The organism is Corynebacterium sp. ACRPZ, from assembly GCF_022346205.1.
Lineage (GTDB): Bacteria > Actinomycetota > Actinomycetes > Mycobacteriales > Mycobacteriaceae > Corynebacterium > Corynebacterium lehmanniae.
This window is the reverse complement of record NZ_JAKRMR010000018.1, coordinates 1-21,806: the sequence shown is the minus strand read 5'-3', so window position 1 is coordinate 21,806 and position 21,806 is coordinate 1. Positions and strand designations below refer to the sequence as shown.

Genomic DNA, 21,806 nt, shown 5'->3' with positions numbered 1-21,806 from the left:
CCGAGTTATCCACAGGGGGTGTGGACAATTGGGGAATGTGCGGGTGAGTTTTCCACAGGGGTGGTGTTTGCGGTGTGGAATTCGTGTGGATTCGAGACTCCAAGCCACTGGACAACGGTACATTTCCGCAGTTCACCCTGTATATTTTCAAACTCACGCCGAGTGACGTTTTAGGTGGATAACTCGGTTGACCACGGCGTTTGACAACCACGAAATGTCCACTCGAGTGGACAATCTAACCCCTACCCAGGCTGTATAACCCACCACTTATCCACATTCCGTCACAGGGGCGCACCCGGTGTGTTTTTGTTACCGTCGTCGCATGTCCCCACGAGCAATTCTCTGGAGTTACCTCGCCTTTGCAGTGGCGTTTCCCGCAGTGTGCGTGGCTGGGATGCGAGCGTTTGGCGGCAATCTCGACTTCGCGGCCTACAGCCTCGCCTTCGCTGTCCTCGCGGTACTTGCAGCAGCGGGAGCGGTCGGATGGGCTGCCACCTACACTGCGGCAGCGCGGCGGAGTGGCCCTGCGCACGGTGTGGCCGTCTGGATCGCCACAGCGTGCCTTGCCGTGGGCTTCGGCTCTGTCGCCGACTCGAGCTGGCAGGAATACCAGGCGGGCATGTCGCTGCCGATCATCAACCTGTTTCTGTACCTCATCCCTCTCGGCTTACTCATCCTGCTCGGCTCGGCCGTTGCGCAGACAGCGGCGGCGAGGACCTCACGCCCGCGAGGCGAACGCTAGCGGCAGCACCTCCACACCGAATCGCTCGGCGATATCCGCTGCCGCGACGGTGACGGACCAGCCGGAATCCACCTCGCCGGCAAGCAGCAACACCGGGCCCTCGCCCACGTCGAGCCCCGAGTAGTCGAAGTACCGGTCCAGCGCATTGACGCGGAAGGCGGAGTTGCGCGCCTGAACCTCGGTCTCCCCGGCGCGCACTACCCCGCCGTAGGTCATCTGCCCCACCCGGGCCAAGGCCTCGGCGGTGGAGGCGACCATCTCCGCCCGTGCCGGGTCCGCCGAGCCGAGCGCGACCACCGTGGCCGGGCGGGTGTCCCAGTCCCAGTCCGCCAGCACGGCGACGAAGCGGGTGAGCCACTGGTCGTCGCGCCAGTTCGTGGCGGGACGGTAGGTGTTGTCGCGCAGGAGCTGGGCCAGGGCGGGGCCGCGGGCGACGTCGTTGAGCCGGCCAAGCGCCTTGCCCGCCTGAACGCCCTTGATCTTGCCGCGGCGCGCGGAGCCGGTCGGCCACATCTTGCGCTGGGACAATGGCACGCCGGGGGCCTTCAGGCGGGCGTCAATGCGCTCGGCGAGCGCCGGGTCCACATCGGTGGGCAGGTGGTTGCCGGTGCAGTTGTCGCAGCGCCCGCAGCGCTCCCCCTCCCCGATCGTCGGATCGTCCAGCTCGCTGCGCAAAAACACCATGCGGCAGGCGTCCGTGGACTCGTAGGCCAGCATGAGGTCTTGTTCGCGCTCGCGGGCGTCCGCCAGGCCGTCGTAACGCTTGTGGTCGTAGGACCAGGGCGCGCCGGTAGTGACCCAGCCGCCCTTGACGCGCTGCACCGCGCCGTCGACGTCCAGCACTTTCAGCGCTTGGTCAATGCGTGTGCGCGACAAGTCCACGGCGTTTTCGAGTTTCGGGGTGGAAATCGGCTCGCTCCCGAGCGCGCCCAGCAGCTGCTGCACCACCGGCTCCTCCGGCATGGACACGGACGCGAAGTACTCCCACACGCGCTGATCCTCCGGTCCGGGCAACAGCACCACCTCGGCGTGGTCGGTGGCGCGCCCGGCGCGGCCGATCTGCTGGTAGTAGCTCACCGGCGAGCTCGGCGCGCCCAGGTGCACCACGAAGCCGAGGTCCGGCTTGTCAAAGCCCATGCCGAGCGCCGAGGTGGCCACCAGGGCTTTGAGTTCGTTGTGTATCAGCGCCTGCTCGAGGCGCTCGCGCTCCTCCGCCTCCGTGCGGCCGGTGTAGGCGGCCACGTTCCACCCGGCCGTTTCCAGCGCCTCCGCCAGGTCGTGCGCGGCGGCGACGGTCAGGCAGTAGATGATGCCGGAGCCATCCACCTGCGCCAAGTACTGCGCGATCCAGGCGGCGCGCTGGGTGGGGTCTGCAAGCTGCACGACGTTGAGCGACAACGACTCGCGGTCCAGCCCGCCGCGGAGTACGCCGGTGCCCTCGCCCAACTGGGCGACAACGTCGGCCACCACGCGGTCATTCGCCGTTGCGGTGGTGGCCAGGACGGGGGTGTTGGCCGGGAGGTCGTCGATAAGCAAAGAAATGCGCCGGTAATCCGGCCTGAAATCGTGCCCCCAGTCGGAGATGCAGTGGGCCTCATCCACGACCAGCATGCCGACGGACTGCGCGAGCTGCGGCAGCACCTCATCGCGGAAACCCGGCGCGTTGAGGCGCTCCGGGCTGATCAGGAGCAGGTCCAGCTTGTCGACGTCCGCCTGGATCTCCTCCCACTGCGTCATGTTCGCGGAGTTGATCGTGGCCGCCCAGATGCTGGCGCGTGCGGCCGCTTCGACCTGGTTGCGCATGAGCGCGAGCAGCGGCGAAACGATAATCGACGGGCCCTCGCCCGACTCGCGCAACAGCTTCGCGGCGATGAAATACACCGCCGATTTACCCCAGCCCGTGCGTTGCACCACCAGCATGCGTTTGCGCTGGTTGACCAGGGAATCGACGGCCGTCCACTGGTCGTCGCGCAGGGCGGCGTGGGGCCCCGCGATGCCCTTGAGAAGTTCGTCCGCTTGTTCGCGTTTCGCAGTCATGGCGCACACCATATACCACGGCCCCGACACGGGTGTTCGAACAGTGGTACCGTCCGCAACATGCCCGACAAAGAACCCGAAGAACCGCCGCAGAAGACCGAGGACTTCGAGTACACGCGCCACGACGCAGAGGCGGAACTTGACCGGATTTATGCGCAACGGAAAGAACTCATGCGACGACTCGCAGAGTCCTAGCTAACCCAGCTCGCCCTCCGCCCAGTCCGCCATGTACTCGGCGATGCCGTGCGGATCCGCCAGAAAGTCCCGCATCGCCCGGAACGCGAGTGTGTCTTCCACCGCCAGGCCGCGGTCCACGCCATGCTCGCTGACCTCCACGATCTCCGCGCCCGGCGCACCGAGCACGATCGGCGAGTGCGTCACCGCGATCACCTGCGCGCTTTGCTCGCCGATTGCGTGCAGCTGCGCCACCAGCGCCATCTGCGCGACGGGGGACAGACCCGATTCGGGCTCGTCCAGCAAGTACAGCGCATCTTGGGCAAACCGCGAGGTCAGTTCCAACACGGACTCCCCGTGCGACCGCTCGCCGAACTCTGTCACGCGCGTGTGCGTCTCGCCGCGCAGGAAATACCCGGCCTTCGCGCGCGCCCCGGTCCGAAGCGTCAGCGCGCCAAACATCGGGTCGTGGGCGCCAGGCTTATCGACGCCCCACGGCCCGCCCTCGACCTGAAACCCCCACGCGCGGGCAATCCCCTCCAACAGCGTCGACTTACCCACGCCGTTGCCGCCGGTGATCAGCGTGACCGGGTGTGTCAGCGGGAAGCCGAACTCCGCGACGTGCTCAACCGCCGGCGCGTCGAGGGCCCACGGCGGGGCCTTCGACGGGTCGACGGAGATGTGCTGGATGAACATGGGGCTCATCCTACGGCGGGGTCAATACGTTGAGGTCGATAACTCCATGTCGATAGTTGCAGGTCAGCGCCTCTTGGCCTGCCGGGACTCCAAAATCCGAAAACGCTGTAACCAGCGACTATCGACCTCGAGATATCGACATGGGCGCTCAGGGGCAGGCTCCCTAGCCGTCCACCAGGAATCTCGCCGTGCCGGCCGGGTCGTCGATGAACTCTCGGGTGGCGGTGACGGGCTCGCAGTCCTCGAAAGGCATGTGCTCCAGGGCGGGCACGGTGAGGATGCGGGCGTCGGGGACGGCGAGCAGCACCGGCGAGTGCGTGGCCATGAGCACCTGCGCGCCGCGGCGGATCAGCACCGCGAGCAGGCCGAGCAGTTCGAGCTGGGAGAAGACCGAGAGGCCGTCTTCGGGCTCGTCCAGGATGATCAAAGAGTCCGGGCCGAAGCGTTCGTGGGCCATGCGCATGATGCCTTGGCCGTGGCTGCGGCGAGTGAGGTCTTGCAACGGGTCTTCGATTCCGAGGCTTTCATGGTATTCGGCGAGGTCGAGGTATGTTTCGCCGCGCAGGAAGTACACGTCGCTCGGGTTCTCGCGACGGGTCAGCGTAAGCGAGGCGTGGAGGCTGGAATGGTCCCCGGCCTGGAACTGGGCGTGGCGGGATCCACCCGCGGCGTTGGCGCCGGCGGCCACAGCGATCGCCTCCACCAGCGTGGACTTCCCCGACCCGTTGTCGCCGGTGAGGATCGTGGTTTGCGCGAGCTCGAGGGGCTTTTCAGCCAAGCGACGCACCACCGGCAGGTCGCGGGCGTAGCCCTCCACCGGCGCGTCGATGCGGACCTGGGTGACGAACATGACTACCGCCAATTCTCCAGCTTCAGGTTGGGCACGCGCGCAAACTCGCGCTCGTTTGCAGTCACAAGCACTAAATCATTTCGGATCGCCTGCGCCGCGATCCAGAGGTCGTTCGAGCCGATGACCTGCCCCCGATTCAGAAGATCAGACCGGAGCTTGCCGTATAGGCATGCGGACTCCCGATCGACCTCGAACACAGGGCAACCGTGCAGCAGGAGGTCGTACACCCGCCGCATAGCATCTGGCCTGCGGGACCTCTCGATTCCGGCCTGAATTTCGCCAAGAACCACAGTTGATAAGCAAAGCTGCGCACTAGCTAGCTCAGAACTTTTGCGAACAACCTCTGGATGGTCACCACGTTCAATATCGATCCACACATTTGTATCGAGGAGGTACCGCACCGAATCTCCTATCGCTCGACGCCGCGGTCAAGATCGGGGGGAAGGTCCTCCGGCAGATCATCAACTTCTTCGACCAGCCCAGATTCAATACCGTTTACGCGCTGGAACTCGCGCAACCTCGCCACCACATGCCCGAACGATTCTTCCTCCGGCCGCAGCAGCAAACCTTCCGGCACACGTTCGATCATCACTCTGTCCGAATCAAAGCGCAGTGCCGCCGGAATCCTGACGGCCTGGCTGTTTCCCGACATGAACACTGTCGTGCGGACTGGCCCGTCCTGAATTGGTTCGGCCATAGCAATCACCCCTAGTTCAAGTGTATATCCGAGAGGATATACACACCCTGACAACTACCGCAATCCGGCGGGCAGCGGCAGCAGACCGTCCACCGCGAGCAGCACGCCGAACGCCGTTCCGGAGACCACGCCGATGATGTTCGCACTGCCATCCGGGTTGACCGTGTAGACCGGTCCGCCGGAATCGCCGTGCAGCGCCAAGATCAGCACTGCCAGCTCGCCGGTGTCCGGGTTCACCTTCAGCACCGGGCCGCAGGTGCGCGAGGTGCGCGCGCCGTCCTTGCACACAATCTGGCCCGGCTTCACCGCCGTCACCGGGTGGTAGCCCGCAACACGGCGGGTGGGGTTGATGCGCTGGACCGCGTCCGACAGCGGATTGACCGCGCCGATGACCGGGATGTCCACCGCCCCGCCGCGGACTGCCGCAGCGTTGGTGGCGTCGCCGGCGAGCGGGAACCAGGCGACGTCTCGAAGCGGGCTGCCCAACTTGTTGTCGCCGCGCATCTCGTAGCCGGACTCCCGCAGGTCGCCGGAGATCTTCGTGCGGCCATCCGCCGCGTACACCGCCACCGGCACCGCACCACCAATCGGCGCCAGGCAGTGGCCCGCCGTCACGCCGTAAGCCCGCCCGCCGCGGTGCGCCACCGTATTCAGCGAACAGCCGTAGCGGGAACCGTCGCTGTACGCGACCCGGATACTGTCGCCGGCGTACATCGCCACCGCCTGCGCCGGCATGGCGAACCCGGCCGCAGCAGCCGCCGCGAGCAGGAGGGACACAGCCAAAGTGCGCACGCGGCGCGCCACGGAAAACGTCATGGGCGGTATTGTATCGGCACACTAAAAGCGCGGGCCCCACTCCTCACAAGTGGGACCCGCGCTTTTAAATGCTGTTGTCGTTGGACTGCAGTTTTCCGTTCTCAGGCGGAGCAGTCGTCGATAAGCGTTATGCGCTTACGACCTCGAAGTTCACCTTGCCCTCCACGTCGTCGTGGAGGTTGACCTTGACCTGGTAGCCACCGGTCTTGGTAACAAGGCCCTTCGGCACGTTGATGCGGCGCTTATCCAAGTTCGGGCCGCCAGCGGCCTTCACAGCGTCGGCGATGTCGCCGGCCTTCACAGAGCCGAACAGCTTGCCGTTGTTAGCGGTGCGCACAGCAACCTTGACGCCCTTGAGCTGGTCGAGCTGGTCACGCAGTTCCTTCGCGTGATCCAGGTCGCGGACCTGGCGCTCAGCCTGGGCGCGCTTAATGTCTTCAATCTGCTTCTCTGCGCCGCGGGTAGCCGGGATAGCCAGGCCGCGCGGGAGCAGGAAGTTGCGTCCGTAACCGTCCTTGACCTCGACGACCTCTCCAGGCTCGCCAAGCTTCTCGACGGCAGCGGTGAGGATCAGCTTCATAATCCTAACCTTCCTTATGGTGAAAAATGCTTGATGTGTGGTTGTCGTTTAGAACGGTGGCTCATCGCCCGCGCCGCCGGAAAAACCGCCGGCATCCGGAGCGGAACCCCACGGATCATGTTGAGGCTGGGACTGGTTCGGGTTGCCCTGGGTCTGGCCCTGGCTTTGGCCGCCGAAGCCGCCGTTCGCCGGGTTGTAGCCGCCCTGGCCCTGATTCTGGCCCTGGCCGCCCTGGCCACCCTGGTCGAAACCGCCGCGCTGGCCGCCCTGGTTGCCGCCGCCGTAGCCGCCCGCACCGCCCTCACGCGGATTGCGGGTGACAGACGCGCTGGCGTACTTCAGGGACGGGCCAACCTCGTCGACCTCGACCTCGAACACGGTGCGGTTTTCGCCCTCTTTGGTCTGGTAGGAACGCTGACGCAGCTTGCCGGTGACCACGACGCGCATGCCCTTGGTCAGGGACTCCGCGACGTTCTCCGCCATCTGGCGCCAGCAGTTGCAGGTGAGGAACAGGGCTTCGCCGTCTTCCCACTGGTTCGTTTCCCGGTTGAACGTGCGGGGCGTGGACGCGATGCGGAAATTCGCAACGGCAGCGCCGCTCGGGATGAAGCGCAGCTCCGGGTCCGCAACCAAGTTGCCGACAACGGTAATTGGGGTATCGCCTTGAGCCATGTCCTAAACCTTCCTACCTGCTGATCGTGTGGTTTCTGAGCCTACCGGTTCTTACTTGTCGGTACGCAGAACCTTGGTACGCAGAACGTTCTCGTTCAGGTTCAGCACGCGGTCGAGCTCCTTGACCGTGTCTGCCTCGCAGTCGAGGTTGACAACGGCGTAGATGCCCTCTTCCTTCTTGTTGATCGGGTAAGCAAGACGCTTCTTGCCCCACACATCAACGTTTTCCACCTTGCCGTTTTCCTTGCGGACGATCTCCAGGAACTTGTCCAGGGACGGGGCAACGGTGCGCTCATCCTGCTGCGGATCGAGGATGATCATTACTTCGTAGTGACGCACGGACCTCATCACCTCCTATGGTCTCGGTTGTTTTCGGCCATCACCCTTGTGGTCATGGCAGGAGGGTCGTTGCGTCAAGCAACCCGAACAGACTACCCCACGGTCTGACCAGCTCAAAACCTCGGGTTTCGGGTGCGCTCGTGTGGACTCCGCATTGCGGACAATCCGGCCGCCACCAACTATTGGTGCGGACCCACGTTGTGCACGAATCAACGCGGCAAAATGCTGACCTGGGCGTTTGCAACGCCAGAAGCGGCCGAAATGTCGATTCGTACAAAATCCGCCTAGTGCGGGTTCGGCACCGCCGAGAAGAGGGCGAGGGAGACAGGGATCACGGTCATGAAGAGGAAGGCGACCAGGCCGAAGCTTATCGACGCTTGCTTCCGCCCCTTCACCGCAAAATAGAACGAGGCGCTAAACAGGAAAAACGCCACCACGATGGAGGCAATGCCCAGGATTGTGGTGGCGTTCATCGGCTAGACCTTGGCGGCCGAGGAGCCGGCGGACTCGGAGCCGGCCGGCTCGGCGTCGGCGGGTTCGGAAACGGGGTCGGCCGGAGGGGCGTCGATAGGCAAGGGCTCCTTCCACTGGTACGGCAGCGACATGAGGGGGTCGTGCCCGTTGTGGGCGTCGCGGACCTTGTCGCGGCGCTTGCCCAGGATCTGCTGCACCACCAGCACCATGATGGCGATGATGAAGGCGTCGCGGGAGATGATCACGATGTTGAGGAACCAGCCCGGCACGCCCATGTTGTCCGCGCCCATCATGTGCCACATCAGCACCGGCCACACGGCCATGTCCACGACCATCCAGGACAAAAGGAGGCGCCAGTACGGCAGCGCCAGCACCGCGGGGACGACAAACCAGAGGGAGTACTGCGGGCTCCACACCTTGTTGAAGATGAGGAACAGACCGACGATCAGCGCCACCAGCTCCGCGATGCGCGGGGTCTGCGGCGCCTTCAGGCCCAGGATGAGCACGCCCAGGCAGCCCAGCAGGAACAGAATCAGAGTCACGGCGTTGAGGATCACCGGGGCGCCCTCGCCGGAGTCGAAGCCGGTCCAGCCGGTCATGCGGGAGATGACCGCGTAGATGGTGGTCCACTCCCAGCCGCGGTCCGTGTTGAGGCGGTTGAACTCACCCCAGGCATCCGGGTTGCGCAGGTAGACCGGCACGTTGACCACGAGCCAGGACACCACCATGGCGGCGAGCATCTTGCCGAACGGGACGAGGTCGCGCTTGCGCAGCGCCACGGTGAGGTACGCGCCGAGCAGGAAGATCGGCCAGAGTTTAAACGCGGTGCCCAGGCCGATGAGCACGCCGGCGAGCCAGAATTTCCGGTTGCGGGCGGCCAGCATCGCGGCGACGGCGAAGAAGATGGACGGGATGTCCCAGTTGGTGAACGCGTGGACGATCAGCAGCGGAGAGCCGGCGACCAGGAGGGTGTCCCAGACACGGTTGCCCGCGAGCTCGGCGACCATGCGGATGGTGATCACCCAGATGATGGACATGAGCAGCGCGGTGACGTAGAAGTACCAGCCGGAATCCGGCACGAAGTTGTCCACCAGGAAGTAGGTGCTGCGCGAAAGCCAAGCAGACAGCTGCTGGAACAGGCCGGCGAGCACCGGGTACTCCATGTAGCGGGTCAGGCCGTCCTCCACCCACGAGTAGTCGTAGACAAAACCGCCCTGGTCCAGGCCGCGGGCGCCGTAGAGCGGAATGATGTCGTTGTAGCAGGCGGCGGTGTACTGGCGGTTGCCGTCCCAGTTGAGCTGGATGATGCCGTTGTCGTCGGCCTTGCCGCCGGCGCAGTGCGCCTTCTGCAGCAGGCCGAAGGACAAGAAGACGTATGCGACGGCGAGGATGGAGCGCAGCGGCGTCCAGAACCGGGCGCGGCCGATCTGGGCGAAGCGGCCCATCGGCCCGCCGAGGAACTCCACCCAGCCGCGCGCGAGCGGCTCGGTGCGGCCGGGCTGGACACGGTCCGCCGGGTCCGGCCAGGTGACCTGCGTAGTCTGCGTCGGCTCAGTCATTTATTGGAACGCTCCCTGGAATTGGTCGAGGACGTCGTTGATCGTGTCGTTGAGGTTCGGCGCTGGCGCCGGTGCCGGCGCGGGGGCTGGCGCGGGTGCCGGGGCTGGCGCCGGTGCGGGTGCGGGCGCCGGTGCCTCCTCCCCGCCCGGCGCCTCAGGCGCTGCCGGGCCCGACGGCTCCTCCGCCGGCGCCGCGGAGCTCGGGGCGGACGGCGCCTGGCCGGTGCCGCCGGTGTAGCTCGGCGCCGGGTTGGAGTAGTAGCCGCCCAGGCCGACACCGCCGGAGTACGGGTTCACGCCCCAGTAGACGGGGTTGGCGTTGGGGAAGCTCATGAACTCCTGGCCCTCCAACTCGGTGTCCAGGAACTGCTTCCAGATTTGGGACGGGGTGTTGGAGCCGTACATGATGCCGCCCCACTCGTTAAAGATTGGCGAGGTGTTGTCGGCGGTGCCCACCCACACGGCCACGGCGAGCTGCGGGGTGGAGCCGACCATCCAGGCGTCCTTGTTGTTGCCGGTGTCGCCCATCTGGGCGGTGCCCGTCTTGGACGCGGACTGGCGGCCGCCGGCGAGGACGGCGTTGGAGTAGCCGGCCACGCCCTGCATGGCCTGGAGGGTGTTGTCCGCCACCTGCTCGGCCACGCGACGCTCGGTGTAGTCGTTGTCCACCTGGTAGAGGACCTCGCCGTTGGCGTCCACGATCTTGTCCACGAAGTGGGTCGGGTGCATCAGGCCGCGGTTGGTCAGTGTGGACATGGCGGTGGCCATGTCCAGCACGCGGGACTGGTACTGGCCCAGCACGATGCCCTCATAGGGCTGGCCGCCGTTTTCGCGCAGGGTCACCGGAATGCCGGGGATGGACTTGGCCACGCCCAGGGCGTGCGCCATGTCGGCGGTGTCCTGCGTAGTGTTGTCCAGCTCGTCCTGGATGCGCATGAAGGCGGTGTTGGAGGACACGCGGGTTGCCTCGGTCATGGACAGCATGCCGCCGCCACCACCGTCCCAGTTGGTCACGGTGATGTTGCCGGGCAGTCGCACCGGCGAGGAGTCGAACTGGGAGGTCAGCGGGATGCCCTGCTGCAGGGCCGCCGCGAGCGCGAAGATCTTGAACGTCGAGCCCGTCTGCAGGCCCGCGTTGGCGTAGTCCCAGCCAGACGGGTCGTCGCCGCCGTAGTAAGCGCGCACTGCGCCTGTCGACGGATCCACGGCCACCGCACCAGTTCGCGCATCCTCCTGCAGGTTGGCCAGGCGCTCGCGTGCGATGCGCTCCAGGTTGGCCTGGGAGCCGGCGTCGATGGTGGTGGTGATCTGCAGACCGCGGTTGGTCAGGTCGCTTTCGGTGATGCCGAGGGCCTCGAGCTCCTTGATCACTTGGTTTTTGATCAGGCCGTTCGGGCCGGTGGCTTCGGTGTATGCGGAGTAGGAGGCCGGGTCGCGCGTTTCCGGGTACACCAAGCCGGCGCGCTGCTCCGGGGTGATTCTGCCCATCTCGACGAGGCCGTCCATGACGTAGTTCCAGCGCTGCTCCGCCGCCTCGCGGTTCGTCCACGGATCCAGCTCGCTGGGCAGCTGGATGGAGGCGGCCAGCACGCCGCCCTCCTCGAGGGTGAGCTGGGACGCCGGCTTGTCAAAGAAGGCGTGCGCGGCGGCCTCGACGCCGTAGGCGTTGCGGCCGAAGTACACAGTGTTCAAGTAGGCGCGGAGGATGTCCTCCTTGGACCACTGGTTGGTCATCTTCACGGAGTAGACCAGCTCATTGGCCTTGCGCTCGTAGGAGTGCTCGTTGCCCACCAGCGCGTTCTTCACGTACTGCTGGGTGATGGTGGAGCCGCCGCCTGCAGAGGTGTTGCCGGTGATCTGCCCCAGCGCCGCGCGGGCGAAACCGGTCGGCGAGAAGCCCGAGTTGGTCCAGAAGTCGCGGTCCTCCGCGGCCAGCACAGCATTCTGCACCTCCTCGGGCACAGATTCGAGGGGCACCTGCTCACGGTTGCCCTCGGGCGGCACGAGGCGGGCGAGCTCGTTTTCGCCGTCGTTGAAGTAGATCGAGGAGATCTGCGCCGTCTCAATCTCGCCTGGTTCCGGGACCTCGGCCTTGGAGTACTTCCACATAAACCAGCCGACCGGCACGCAGGCGAGCAGGAGGAGGAACAGCAAGAAGGCAAGCACCCACTGCCACGCGCGGGACTTCTTCTTTTTCTTCACGGCCGTGGTGCCGCTGGAGCCCTTCGCCTTCGCCGTATTCTTTTCAGCGCTCTGTTCAGTCACACGTTTTCCCTGCACAATTGCACCCGCCGCGCCCGCGGGGAGGGCAAACGGGCGAGCTACCTACTACATTCCTACCGGACACCCTACCTGCCCAGTTCGGATTCACACTACTGGTACGGCTGTGACTTCTTGTAACAGATGGTTCCACTTGCACGACGGGCAGACCTCCACCACGTGGACGGTCAGCGGCCCCACCTCAGCCGCAAGCCGGTCTATCTCCTCCTCGCTGCGCGCGGTGCCTGTGCGCCTGCCCAACTTTTCGGAGTAGACCCAGCGCACGTCACGCATCACTTCGCCGCACACGGGGCAGGGCCGGGCGGAATCCTCGCCGTGGTGCTGCGCGGCGGCGCGGAGCAGGAAGTCGGCGTCGCACACCTCGTCGATAGGCAAATGCCCCCGCTTGAGCTCGCGCAGCGTCTGGCGGCGCTGCCACTCGTGAGACACCTCGTGCTCGTACGTGAACATCCCGGCCATCATAACCCCAGTCCTTGCTGCTAAATTCTGAAAAGTACTTGGAAGAAAGAGGTGCACAGTGGCGGCGCACGACGAACCCTCCGCGGAAGCCATGCGGATCGCGGCGGACATCCGCCCCGCGATGACCAGCCTGTACGTGGCGTACTTCCGCAACGCGGAGGACTCGGACCTGACCGGCCCGCAACTGTCCGTGCTGCACAGGCTTGGCTTCAGCGGCCCCACGCGAATTAGCAGGCTGGCCGCCGAGGAAGGCGTGCGCCTGCCCACGGCCTCCAACACCGTCAACCAGCTGGAAAAGCGCAATCTGGTGCGGCGCGTGCGTTCGGTGGACGACCGTCGCGGCGTGTCCGTGGAGCTGACAGATTTCGGCCGCGCTGAGCTGGAGCGCGTCGGCGCAGAGCGCACCCGCTCCCTCGCCCAAATGCTCAGCGCGCTGGATGCGGAGGCGCTGGAGAAGCTGGACTCGTTGACCGGGGTCCTCAACGACCTCGCCCGCGCGTACGCCACCGGTTCCGCGGACTAACCGCTTTCCGTCTCCAGGACGGCACATGTTTATGATGTCTGTATTATCTGAAAACTCGCGTATGCGGACATGTGTCAAGGAGGAAGGCCCTGAGCAGCTCCCCAAGCGCTGACAGCGCCCATCTTGCGGACCTTGCCTTTCCCCTGCGCGTGCTTGTGGGCTGGGACGTGGCAAACACCGAGGCAGTGGAATTCGCCGCCTGGCTCGGCCGCTCGCTGCCGGTGACCGTGCAGGTGATGTCCAGCACCCAGTCCAAATGGACAAAATCCCTGGCCAACGCCACCAAAGGCCGCAAGAAGCGCATGAAGGAGGCGCAGGCCACCTTCGACTCCCGCGTGGAGAAGGCGCTGACGGAGCACATCCCGCGCGAGCAGTGGTCAAAGGACGTTTCCCGCCTCGTGGACAGCAAGGACAGGGTGCGCTCCCTGTACGAGACCGCGAAGGACTTCGGCGCGGACCTGATCCTGATGGGCTCTCGCGCGAAGACGCCGAAGGGCCGGTTCCGCCCGTCCAGCGTTGCGGACGAGATGATGCGCTCCTGCCCCGTCCCGCTGGGGCTTGCGCCACGCGGGGTGAAGCTCTCCAAGAAGGGCATCACCCGCGTGACGTACGCGATCGTGGCGGAGGACGACCCAGCTGAGCCGGAGTTTTCCGGCCTGGACTACGCCACCGCTCTGGCCTGCAAGTTGGGGCTGCCGCTGCGCATTATCGCGTTTTCCCCCACCGCCTACGAGAAGCACACGTCTACCTGGAACGAGCAGACGCTGGGCATGCTCGACCACGCCCGCGACTACGCGTGGGCGCTGGCGGCGGAGGTCGCGCCGGACGTGTGCGACACCTTCCACGTCACCAGCTCCGTCTCGGCGGCGAAGAGCTGGAAGCGCTCCATTGATTCGGTGAAGTGGAAAAAGGGCGACATCATGTTCCTGGGGACCCATCCGTCGCCCCAGTTCACCAGCGTGTTTGTGGGCACGCTGGAAGGCGAGTTCATCCGCTACGCCTCGGTGCCTGTGGTGGTGTGCCCGCACTCCCCGAAGGCGCAGTAGGTTGGGCTCCATGGAGCACCCGGAGAACGACCTTCACTCCCCCGCCGACCGTTTCTCGCGCATGCGGCCCGAGCCGCGCTCCTTCGACGAGCTCGCGGACCAGCCGGATCCGCTGGAGGTGGACCGGAAAAACCGCCGCTCCACCCGCCAGGCGATCACGTTCGCGATGAGCACGGTAGCCGTGACCCTACTGCTGGCGTTCATTCTTGCGGTGATCTCGCGCGCGCAGGGCGGTCCGCTTTGCGACGGCAGCTCCGCCTGGCTCTGCACCGAGTCCTGGCGCACGTGGTGGGCCGTTGCCACCTCGATCCCGCCGGTGGTGGGGCTACTGACCTGCGCGGTGATCACCGTGCGCAAGCTCAACCGCTACGAACGCTGGATCCCCTGGATCGGCGTGTTCTGGATCCCGCTGGTGCCCTTCACCATGGCGTGGTTGATTATCACGCTGGGGATCTTGGCTACGCAGTAGCGCGCTGGGCGCACTCCCCGCAGTACGGGTTGTTTTCGCGGCAGTCCTCGCAGCTCAAGTACTGGCGGCGGCACTCCGGCTCGTTGGCGCAGTTGTAGAACTGGTTCGTGGCCGCGCCGCAGTGCACGCAGTGGCCGAGCTGCACGTAGTCCGGGTCGCCCGGCGCGCCGAACTCGGTGTGCATGCGGTCGTCGAAGACGTACAGCGAGCCCTCCCACAGCCCCGAGTTGCCGAACTTTTCGCCGTAGCGGACGATGCCGCCGTCGATTTGGTAGACCTCCTTGAACCCGCGGTTGATCATGAGGCTGGAGAGCACCTCGCAGCGGATCCCGCCGGTGCAGTACGAGATGACGGGCTTGTCCTTCATCCAGTCGTACTTGCCGGAGTCGAGCTCCTTGATGAAGTCGTGGGTGGTTTCCACGTCCGGCACCACCGCGCCTTTGAACCTGCCGATCTCTGCTTCGCGGGCGTTGCGGCCGTCGAAGAACACGGCCTCGGGGTTGTCGGCCACCAGCTCGTTGACCTGCTCCGGGGTGAGGTGCACTCCCCCGCCAACCACGCCATTGTCGTCCACCTTGAGCTCGCCCGGCGCGCCGAAGGAGACGATCTCCTCGCGGGCCTTGACGCTGAGCTTGGGAAAGTCTTCTGCCCCGCCTTCGGACCACTTGAACTCGATGCCCTTGAAGTACTCGCGGGTTTTCTTGGCGTAGGTCTTGCAGGCGCGGATGTCGCCGCCGACGGTGCCGTTGATGCCGTCCTTGGACACGATGATGCGCCCAGTCAGCCCCAGTCCTTCGCACAGGTCCCGCTGCCACAGGCGCACCGCGTCCGGGTCGGCGATGGGCTGGAACTTGTAGTAGAGCAGGATCTTGCTGGTCATGCCTGGCAGTCTATGTCCACCCAGGCCAGCGGGGAAAGTTAGAGGTCGAAGGCTTTGAACGCGATAGCCAGCGGCACTCCCAGCGCTTCCCCGCCCTGCGTGGCCGCCCCGCCGACGATCTCCGCGCCGCTGGGGTGGTCCGGTAGCGCCTGGAAGTACGCCTCGTGGGCGTCCAGCGACTGTGCGCCTTTCTCCACGTGCCGCTGCTCCACCGCCACCGCGACGTCCGGCTCGTGGGCTCCGGTGACCAGCAGCGTTTCCGCCTGGTGGCGCGGGCCCAGCTCCGGGAAGAGGAACTCGTTGCCAGCGTCGCGCGCGGCGTCCACCGCTGCTATGCCCGCCACCCGGTGGTCCGCCTGGTTCAGGCCCCACGGGGCGACAACGCTCCAGTCCTGGGTGAGCACCACGGTGGGTTTGAAGGTGCGGATCTTTCCGGCGATGGCCTTGCGCAGCTCAAGGGTGTGTTCCAGCAGGCCGTCGGTGAAGTCGAGCATCTCCAGCTCCCCTGCGCCGACGATGTCGCAGGCGCGGCGTTGCTCCTTCGCGCGGATCTCGCGCACCTGCACAGGATCCCCGCCCGCGATGCCGTGCTCGCCGTGCGTGAGCAGCAGGTACGCCACCTCGATACCGTCTTCGGCCCATTTGGCCACGGCGGCCGAGGCGCCGTACTCCATGTCGTCGGGGTGGGCGACGACGGCGAGGACGCGTGCGCCGTCGCTAAGCGAAAGCTCCCGCACCTTAACCCCGCTTTTCCTTGAACGCGTGGGCGTCGCGCGTGTACACGCGGCGGTGGGTGCCCACCTTGTGGCCGGGCAGCTTGCCGTCGTCAATGAGCTTGACCACGAACGGGCGCGAAACGCCGAGCAGGTTGGCCACCTGCTGGGTGGTCATCTCCTCGTCCGGTTCGGGCGGGCGCACCAGGCGGCCCTCCGCGAGGTCCTCGAGCAGGTCACGGACCCACACGGCGGTCTGTTTCGGCAGCGTGACGTGGTCTTCTGCGCGCGTGCGCGCCACGGAAAGGTTGTTGTTGAGCTCTGCTAATGCGTCTTCCACCGGCGATTGCTGTTCCCGCATGTGCTCGACAATAAACTACAACCGAAACGAGCGCAATAGTTAGTGTTGGAAAACTTAGCGTTTGTGGTACAACGCCTTGCGCCAGTACTTCGGCTCCGAGGTGGCCAGCACGCCAAGGTTGCGGAAGATACCCTCGTCTACGGACCCCAGAATCGTGGTGATGTGCGCGTCGCACCCGCGCAGCGACTTCAAATGCTCCAGTGCCAGCGCCGCGTCCGGGTTGCCGGACGCCGACACGGACAGCGCGATGAGCACCTCGTCGGTGTGCAGACGCGGGTTCACCGAGCCCAGGTGGCGGGTCTTCAGCGTCTGGATCGGCTCGATGGAATCGGGGGAGAGCAGGTGCACGTCGTCGTCGATGCCGGCCAGCAGCTTTAAGGCGTTGAGCAGCACCGCGGCGGACGGTCCGAGCAGGTCGGAGGTCTTGCCGGTGACGATGCGCCCGTCCGGCAGCTCCAGCGCCGCGCCCGGCTTGCCGGTGCGCTCCGCCACCTCGAGCGCGGGCGCGACCACCACGCGGTCCTCCACGGAAAGGTCCGCCTTGCGCATGACGTTGAGGTTGCGGTCGGAGATGGTGGAGTCGGCGTCGGCCCGGCGTTCGTCCACAAGCGCCGCGTAGTAGCGGCGGATGATCTCCTGCTCGGCGGCGTGGCGACACGCGGCGTCGTCGGAGATGCAGTAGCCCGCCATGTTCACGCCCATGTCGGTCGGCGACTGGTACGGGTCCGCGCCGGTGGCCTCCCGCAGCAGCGTCTTCAGCAGCGGGAAAACCTCGATGTCGCGGTTGTAGGAGGAGACCTTCTCCCCGTAGGCGTCCAGGTGGTACTGGTCGATGACGTTGATGTCGTCCAGGTCCGTCGTGGCGGCCTCGTACGCCAGGTTCACCGGGTGCGACAGCGGCAGGTTCCAGATGGGGAACGTCTCAAACTTGGCGTAGCCAGCGTCAATGCCGCGCTTGTGCTCGTGGTACACCTGGGAAAGGCAGGTGGCCAGCTTGCCTGAACCGGGCCCCGGCGCGGTCATGACCACCAGGTCGCGGGAGGTTTCCACGTAGTCGTTGCGGCCGAAGCCTTCCTCGCTGACCACTTTCGCGGTGTCGTTCGGGTAGCCCGGGATCATGTAGTGGCGCGCCACCTTCAGCCCCAGCCGGCCAAGGCGCTCCACGAACGCCTCCACGTTCTGGTTGTGGCCCTCCAGCTGCGTGACCACAACGTTTTCCACCAAAAACCCGCGGTCCCGGAACACGTCGACAAGCCGCAGCACGTCGTCTTCGTAGCTGATGCCCAGGTCAGCGCGCATCTTCTGGCGCACCACGTCGCCGGCGTTGAAGCAGATGACAATCTCCACTTCGTCCTTGATCCGGTCCAGCATGGCGATCTTGTTGTCGGGCGTGAATCCGGGCAGGACGCGGGAGGCGTGGTTGTCGTCGAAAAGCTTGCCGCCCATTTCCAGGTACAGCTTGCCGCCCACCTCCGCGCGCCGTTCCTGGATGTGCTCGGACTGCATTTGGATGTATTTTTCGCGGTCGAACCCGATCTCATACGGCATGGGTGCAATAGTACAGTCAGCGACCGTGCCTGAGGGTCATGTCATTCACCGGCTTGCGCGCCGCTTCAACACGGATTTCCGCCCCGCGCCGGTCTCCGCGAGCTCCCCGCAGGGGCGCTTCGAGCCTTCGCTTATCGACGGCACTCCGCTCACCCACGCTGCAGCCCACGGAAAGCACCTGTTTCTGCATTTCACGGACGCGATGGTGCACGTGCACCTGGGGCTGATCGGGAAGTTCTCCTTCGAACCGGCAGACACCCTGCGCGGCCAGATCCGGCTGCGGCTGGTGCCGGACGGGGGAGCAGGGGAGATAGCCGCCCACCTGCGCGGGCCGCAGACATGCGCCTACATCACCCCGGCGGAGCAGCAGGCGATTCTGGACGCAGCCGGCGAAGACCCGCTTTCTCCGTCCGCGGACCCAGACGCACTGTTCGAGCGGGTGCGGCGCTCCCGGCGCACCATCGGCTCGCTCATGATGGACCAGGCTTACTTCGCCGGTGTGGGCAACATCTACCGCGCCGAACCGCTGTTTCGCCAGGGCATCTCCCCGTTCACCCCGGGCCGGGAGCTGGGGCGCGAGCGTTTCGACGCCATCTGGGCCGACCTGGTCGCGCTCATGGCCGACGGGGTGGCCACCGGGCGCATAGATACAGTGCGGCCCGAGCACTTGCCCGAGGCGATGTCGCGCGCGCCACGGGAGGACGACCACGGGGGAGAGGTCTACGTCTACCGCCGCACCGGCGAGCCCTGCTACGTGTGCGGGCGCCCCGTCGAAAAGCAGCAGCTTGAAGGCCGCAACCTATTCTTTTGCCCGTCCTGCCAGGCACTTTAGGGCGCGGGTAGTGTGGTGCGCATGCACGCCACGACTTTCACCGCAGACCAGGTCCGGGCCGCGGAAGCACCGTTGCTGGATTCCCAGTCGCACCCCGACGAGCTCATGCAGTCGGCGGCGCACGCGGTGTTCGAGGCAGCTGAGGCGATGCTTGCGGACGGTACGGGCGGCCGGACGCTCGTGCTCGCCGGGCCGGGCGGCAACGGCGGCGACGCGCTCTACGCCGGTGCCGAGCTGCAGCTCGCTGGCCACAACGTGGATGCGTTGCTGACTGCCGGACACGCCCAAGAGCGGGCCCTTTCAGCGTTCACCAACGCCGGCGGCACCGTGCTGGAACGGCTGCCGGAAGGTTCCGCGGAGTACACCCTGGCAATCGACGGAATCACCGGCATCGGCGGATCCGGCGGTCTACGCGAGGAGCTCACGGACACGGTCGCATGGCTGCGGGGCGTAAAGGTTTTGGCCGTGGACGTGCCCTCTGGCGTAGATGCGGACACCGGCGAGGCTGGCGAGCTGCACGTCACTGCCAACGCCACCATCACGTTCGGCGGATTTCGTCGTGCGCACGCGCTTGCCCCGGAGTGCGGTGTGCAGCTGCTCGCGGACATCGGCCTGCCGGGGCGTCCGCTGCACGGCACCCTGCTGGACACACTGCCGGAATGGGCACACGAGGGCCCTGAGCTCGTGCTTGCCAACCGGGCCGTGCCAGGCCCCGGCCATTGGCCCAGCAGTCTCACCCCGCTCCGTGCCGCGTCGGTCCGCCCCGTCGAGCCGGGCCCTTACGACGACAAGTACAGCGGGGGAGTAGTCGGCGTCCGCGCAGGTAGTGACGGGTATCCGGGTGCCGCGCTACTCGCCGTGTCTGGTGCTGTACACGCCTCGCCGGCAATGGTGCGCTACGCCGGTCCGCAGGCCGCTGAGGTGGTGCGGGCACATCCGGAGGTCGTCGTCACGCAAACGCTCGAGGATGCGGGACGGGTGCAGGCCTGGGTGTTCGGCCCTGGCGCCGGCACCGACAAGGCAGCCGCCGCTGAGCTCTCCTGGATCTTGCGCCAGGAGGTGCCAGTGCTCATCGACGCCGACGGCCTCACCCTCCTCGCCGAACACCCTGAACTGCGCCAACAGGTGGCCAAACGGCAGCAGACTACAGTGCTCACGCCCCACGACGGCGAGTTCGCGCGCCTCCAGAAAGCGGCCGGAGTTGCCGCGGGAATCCGCTTCGAAGAGACACTCGCCCTCGCTGCAACGCTGCGCGCGACCATCGCGCGCAAGGGCCGAATCACCCTGGTCGCGCCGGAGGACGAGCCGCACCTGATCCACGCCGTCGATGCCGGCCATTCTTGGGCTGCGACACCCGGCTCCGGCGACGTGCTCGCTGGCATCATGGGTGCGCACCTGGCGCTGGCTGCGGCACGCACCCCATACGCCGACGCCGCCATAGCCGCCACAACCACCGGGGCGGTGACCGTCCACGCGCTCGCAGCGTCACTCGCCGCCGAGACCCCGTTTGGCCCCGCCACCGCGCCGGCTAGCCGCATCGCCGAATTTGTCCGCCCCGCGACCGCGCTATGCACCCGAGGCACCCATGCTTGACGCCGTCGTTGTCGGCGCCGGCCAATCCGGGCTAGCCGTGTCGTACTACCTGCGCAAATACGGCGCTTCGTTTGTAGTTCTCGATGCCTCCGATGAGCCCGGCGGGGCATGGCCGCACTACTGGGACGCACTGACTCTGTTCTCCCGCGCGGAGTTTTCCAACCTGCCCGGCTGGCCCATGCCCCACTTCGACGGCTACCCGCCACGTGATCACGTCGTGAAGTATTTGTCCCGCTACGAGCAGCGGTACTCACTGCCCATCCGACGAGGTGAGCGCGTCAAACACGTGCTTCACGACGGCTCCGCTTTCCACCTCAACGGCCACTCCACCCGCAATGTGGTGATGGCCACCGGCATCTGGTCCGCACCGTTTGTGCCCTTCATCCCCGGGTCGTTCGCGGGGGAGCAGGGGCACTCGGCTCAGTATCGGCGGCCGGAGGATTTCGCCGGGCAGCGCGTCGCTGTCGTCGGGGGCGGAAACTCCGGTGCGCAGATCGTCGCGGACCTCGCACTCGGCGGGGTGGACGTGCAATGGTTCACCCGCCGACCGCCCGCGTTCATGCCGGAGGATGTCGACGGCGAGCAGCTTTTCCGCCGTAACCGCGAGCGCTTCGTCGCCATCTCACGCGGCGAGGACGATCCCGGAGGCGCCGATTTCGGCGGCGACATCGTCCTCGTCCCCGAAGTCCGCCGGGCCCGATCACTCGATCTGCTGGACGCCGAACCCATGGTCGAGTCGTTGGACGAGCTCTCGGATTTCGACGCCCTGATCTGGGCCACCGGCTTCCGCCCCGCACTGTCTCCCGTGCGGGGGTTGGAGCGCGGCCTGGACACGCCCGGCCTGTTCGTCCTGGGCTTCGACTCGCTCAACGGCCCCGGCGCCGGGACCATCGGCGGTGTGAGCCCCTTCGCCCGCGACATCGCCCGGCGCATCGCGAGCAAGGGCTAGCGCGTCCGCCCCATAGCCGCGGATCCAGCTATCAGGTCCTCAACAATCGCTGTTTTACGCCGAATAGCTGGGCCCTTGTAGCTGGAAACAGCCCACCGACCCAGACATCCCGGCTCGAATTTGGTGGGTGCGGACCAATAGTTGGTCCCTGCTTGATTGTCCACAATGCGGAGTTGTGGAGTCCGCAAGCTCAGCACCGATGACACCAACATCGAAACCGCCATCCGCGCCTTGCTCCTCAAATCGTTTGTCCGCAACCAATAGTTGGCCCACCTCCAGTTGTCCGCACTGCGGAGTTGCGGAGTCCGCAAGCTCGAGCAAAAGCACCGCACAGATGCTGTGACCGCCCGCCCCATAGCCGCGGATCCAGCTATCAGGACCTCGACAATCGTCGTTTGGGAGCGCGGACAAAAAGTTGGAGTGTTGGGGGCTGGAAGGTATTCCGATGCCCGCAGGGTTTCCATCTGATATCCGCGATGGTGCGGTTGAGAGGTTTTTGGCTGGGTCGTCTGCCCGT

Annotated in this window: 25 protein-coding genes; 8 read left to right on the top strand and 17 right to left on the bottom strand. The window is 66.0% G+C overall.

All coding sequences use genetic code 11. From position 1 onward, the window contains the following. Positions 1-322 precede the first annotated feature (322 nt). Positions 323-742, top strand: coding sequence for a hypothetical protein (locus tag MHX64_RS10885; protein ID WP_239357434.1), 420 nt, complete (start codon positions 323-325; stop codon positions 740-742). Here the strand turns inward: MHX64_RS10885 and MHX64_RS10880 are convergent. Then, positions 719-2,779 carry an ATP-dependent DNA helicase RecQ gene (locus MHX64_RS10880; protein ID WP_239357436.1) on the bottom strand — a complete coding sequence of 687 codons (2,061 nt, stop codon included), beginning with the start codon at positions 2,777-2,779 and terminating at the stop codon, positions 719-721. The two genes, MHX64_RS10885 and MHX64_RS10880, sit on opposite strands and share 24 nt — an antisense overlap. A gap of 60 nt (positions 2,780-2,839) precedes the next feature. Between MHX64_RS10880 and MHX64_RS12010 the strand changes: the two genes are divergently transcribed. Next, a complete protein-coding gene (locus tag MHX64_RS12010) occupies positions 2,840-2,974 on the top strand; it encodes a hypothetical protein (RefSeq protein ID WP_255711440.1) in 135 nt (44 codons plus the stop codon). Here the strand turns inward: MHX64_RS12010 and MHX64_RS10875 are convergent, their stop codons facing one another. The 12 genes from MHX64_RS10875 to MHX64_RS10820 form a co-directional block, all read right to left on the bottom strand. After that, positions 2,975-3,649: an AAA family ATPase gene (locus MHX64_RS10875; protein WP_239357438.1), complete on the bottom strand. Its 675-nt coding sequence runs from the start codon at positions 3,647-3,649 to the stop codon at positions 2,975-2,977. A gap of 163 nt (positions 3,650-3,812) precedes the next feature. Then, positions 3,813-4,511 carry an AAA family ATPase gene (locus MHX64_RS10870; protein ID WP_370643382.1) on the bottom strand — a complete coding sequence of 233 codons (699 nt, stop codon included), beginning with the start codon at positions 4,509-4,511 and terminating at the stop codon, positions 3,813-3,815. Next, positions 4,502-4,900 (bottom strand): type II toxin-antitoxin system VapC family toxin, encoded by a 399-nt coding sequence (locus tag MHX64_RS10865; RefSeq protein WP_239307179.1) that lies wholly within the window; start codon positions 4,898-4,900, stop codon positions 4,502-4,504. The genes MHX64_RS10870 and MHX64_RS10865 overlap by 10 nt, the downstream gene beginning before the upstream one ends. A gap of 8 nt (positions 4,901-4,908) precedes the next feature. After that, a complete protein-coding gene (locus MHX64_RS10860; protein ID WP_239307180.1) occupies positions 4,909-5,196 on the bottom strand; it encodes an antitoxin in 288 nt (95 codons plus the stop codon). A gap of 54 nt (positions 5,197-5,250) precedes the next feature. Continuing rightward, a complete protein-coding gene (locus MHX64_RS10855) occupies positions 5,251-6,012 on the bottom strand; it encodes a S1 family peptidase (protein WP_239357442.1) in 762 nt (253 codons plus the stop codon). 127 nt (positions 6,013-6,139) lie between these two features. After that, on the bottom strand, positions 6,140-6,592 hold the full coding sequence (gene rplI, locus MHX64_RS10850) for a 50S ribosomal protein L9 (protein WP_181889306.1): 453 nt from the start codon (positions 6,590-6,592) through the stop codon (positions 6,140-6,142). 48 nt (positions 6,593-6,640) lie between these two features. Beyond that, positions 6,641-7,264: a single-stranded DNA-binding protein gene (locus MHX64_RS10845; protein ID WP_239357443.1), complete on the bottom strand. Its 624-nt coding sequence runs from the start codon at positions 7,262-7,264 to the stop codon at positions 6,641-6,643. Between the two features lie 51 nt (positions 7,265-7,315). Then, positions 7,316-7,612 carry a 30S ribosomal protein S6 gene (gene rpsF / locus MHX64_RS10840; RefSeq protein ID WP_181889308.1) on the bottom strand — a complete coding sequence of 99 codons (297 nt, stop codon included), beginning with the start codon at positions 7,610-7,612 and terminating at the stop codon, positions 7,316-7,318. Positions 7,613-7,887: 275 nt separating this feature from the next. Then, positions 7,888-8,076 (bottom strand): hypothetical protein, encoded by a 189-nt coding sequence (locus MHX64_RS10835; protein ID WP_239357444.1) that lies wholly within the window; start codon positions 8,074-8,076, stop codon positions 7,888-7,890. A gap of 3 nt (positions 8,077-8,079) precedes the next feature. Continuing rightward, positions 8,080-9,636, bottom strand: a complete 1,557-nt coding sequence (locus MHX64_RS10830) for a glycosyltransferase family 87 protein (protein ID WP_239357445.1) — start codon at positions 9,634-9,636, stop codon at positions 8,080-8,082. After that, positions 9,637-11,901, bottom strand: coding sequence for a transglycosylase domain-containing protein (locus tag MHX64_RS10825; protein WP_370642133.1), 2,265 nt, complete (start codon positions 11,899-11,901; stop codon positions 9,637-9,639). 102 nt (positions 11,902-12,003) lie between these two features. Beyond that, positions 12,004-12,378, bottom strand: coding sequence for a DUF5318 family protein (locus MHX64_RS10820; RefSeq protein ID WP_370642134.1), 375 nt, complete (start codon positions 12,376-12,378; stop codon positions 12,004-12,006). 55 nt (positions 12,379-12,433) lie between these two features. Here MHX64_RS10820 and MHX64_RS10815 point away from each other — a divergent pair, with 55 nt between their 5' ends. From MHX64_RS10815 to MHX64_RS10805, 3 genes are all read left to right on the top strand, one after another. Then, a complete protein-coding gene (locus MHX64_RS10815) occupies positions 12,434-12,898 on the top strand; it encodes a MarR family transcriptional regulator (protein ID WP_311389932.1) in 465 nt (154 codons plus the stop codon). A 167-nt stretch (positions 12,899-13,065) separates the two neighbouring features. Then, entirely contained in the window at positions 13,066-13,944 is an 879-nt protein-coding gene (locus MHX64_RS10810) for a universal stress protein (protein ID WP_181889312.1), read from the top strand. Between the two features lie 10 nt (positions 13,945-13,954). Next, complete coding sequence (locus MHX64_RS10805) at positions 13,955-14,413, top strand: hypothetical protein (RefSeq protein ID WP_239357446.1); 459 nt, start codon at positions 13,955-13,957, stop codon at positions 14,411-14,413. Here MHX64_RS10805 and MHX64_RS10800 read toward each other — a convergent pair. From MHX64_RS10800 to MHX64_RS10785, 4 genes are read right to left on the bottom strand one after another with little or no spacing between them, the layout of a single operon-like run. Further along, the gene (locus MHX64_RS10800) at positions 14,403-15,293 is read right to left on the bottom strand and encodes a rhodanese-related sulfurtransferase (protein ID WP_239307183.1); all 891 of its coding nucleotides are present in this window, start codon (positions 15,291-15,293) and stop codon (positions 14,403-14,405) included. The two genes, MHX64_RS10805 and MHX64_RS10800, sit on opposite strands and share 11 nt — an antisense overlap. Positions 15,294-15,331: 38 nt before the next feature. Beyond that, positions 15,332-16,030: a PIG-L deacetylase family protein gene (locus tag MHX64_RS10795; protein ID WP_239307184.1), complete on the bottom strand. Its 699-nt coding sequence runs from the start codon at positions 16,028-16,030 to the stop codon at positions 15,332-15,334. A 1-nt stretch (position 16,031) separates the two neighbouring features. Next, complete coding sequence (locus tag MHX64_RS10790) at positions 16,032-16,367, bottom strand: helix-turn-helix domain-containing protein (protein ID WP_239307185.1); 336 nt, start codon at positions 16,365-16,367, stop codon at positions 16,032-16,034. 54 nt (positions 16,368-16,421) lie between these two features. After that, positions 16,422-17,915 (bottom strand): DUF1846 domain-containing protein, encoded by a 1,494-nt coding sequence (locus MHX64_RS10785; protein WP_239307186.1) that lies wholly within the window; start codon positions 17,913-17,915, stop codon positions 16,422-16,424. 25 nt (positions 17,916-17,940) lie between these two features. Between MHX64_RS10785 and MHX64_RS10780 the strand changes: the two genes are divergently transcribed. The 3 genes from MHX64_RS10780 to MHX64_RS10770 are packed head-to-tail and all read left to right on the top strand — an operon-like array spanning position 17,941 to position 21,289. Further along, positions 17,941-18,747 carry a DNA-formamidopyrimidine glycosylase family protein gene (locus MHX64_RS10780; RefSeq protein ID WP_239357447.1) on the top strand — a complete coding sequence of 269 codons (807 nt, stop codon included), beginning with the start codon at positions 17,941-17,943 and terminating at the stop codon, positions 18,745-18,747. A 21-nt stretch (positions 18,748-18,768) separates the two neighbouring features. Continuing rightward, entirely contained in the window at positions 18,769-20,340 is a 1,572-nt protein-coding gene (locus MHX64_RS10775; protein WP_239357448.1) for a bifunctional ADP-dependent NAD(P)H-hydrate dehydratase/NAD(P)H-hydrate epimerase, read from the top strand. Further along, entirely contained in the window at positions 20,333-21,289 is a 957-nt protein-coding gene (locus MHX64_RS10770) for an NAD(P)-binding domain-containing protein (protein ID WP_239357450.1), read from the top strand. The genes MHX64_RS10775 and MHX64_RS10770 overlap by 8 nt, the downstream gene beginning before the upstream one ends. The last annotated feature ends 517 nt before the right edge of the window (positions 21,290-21,806 follow it).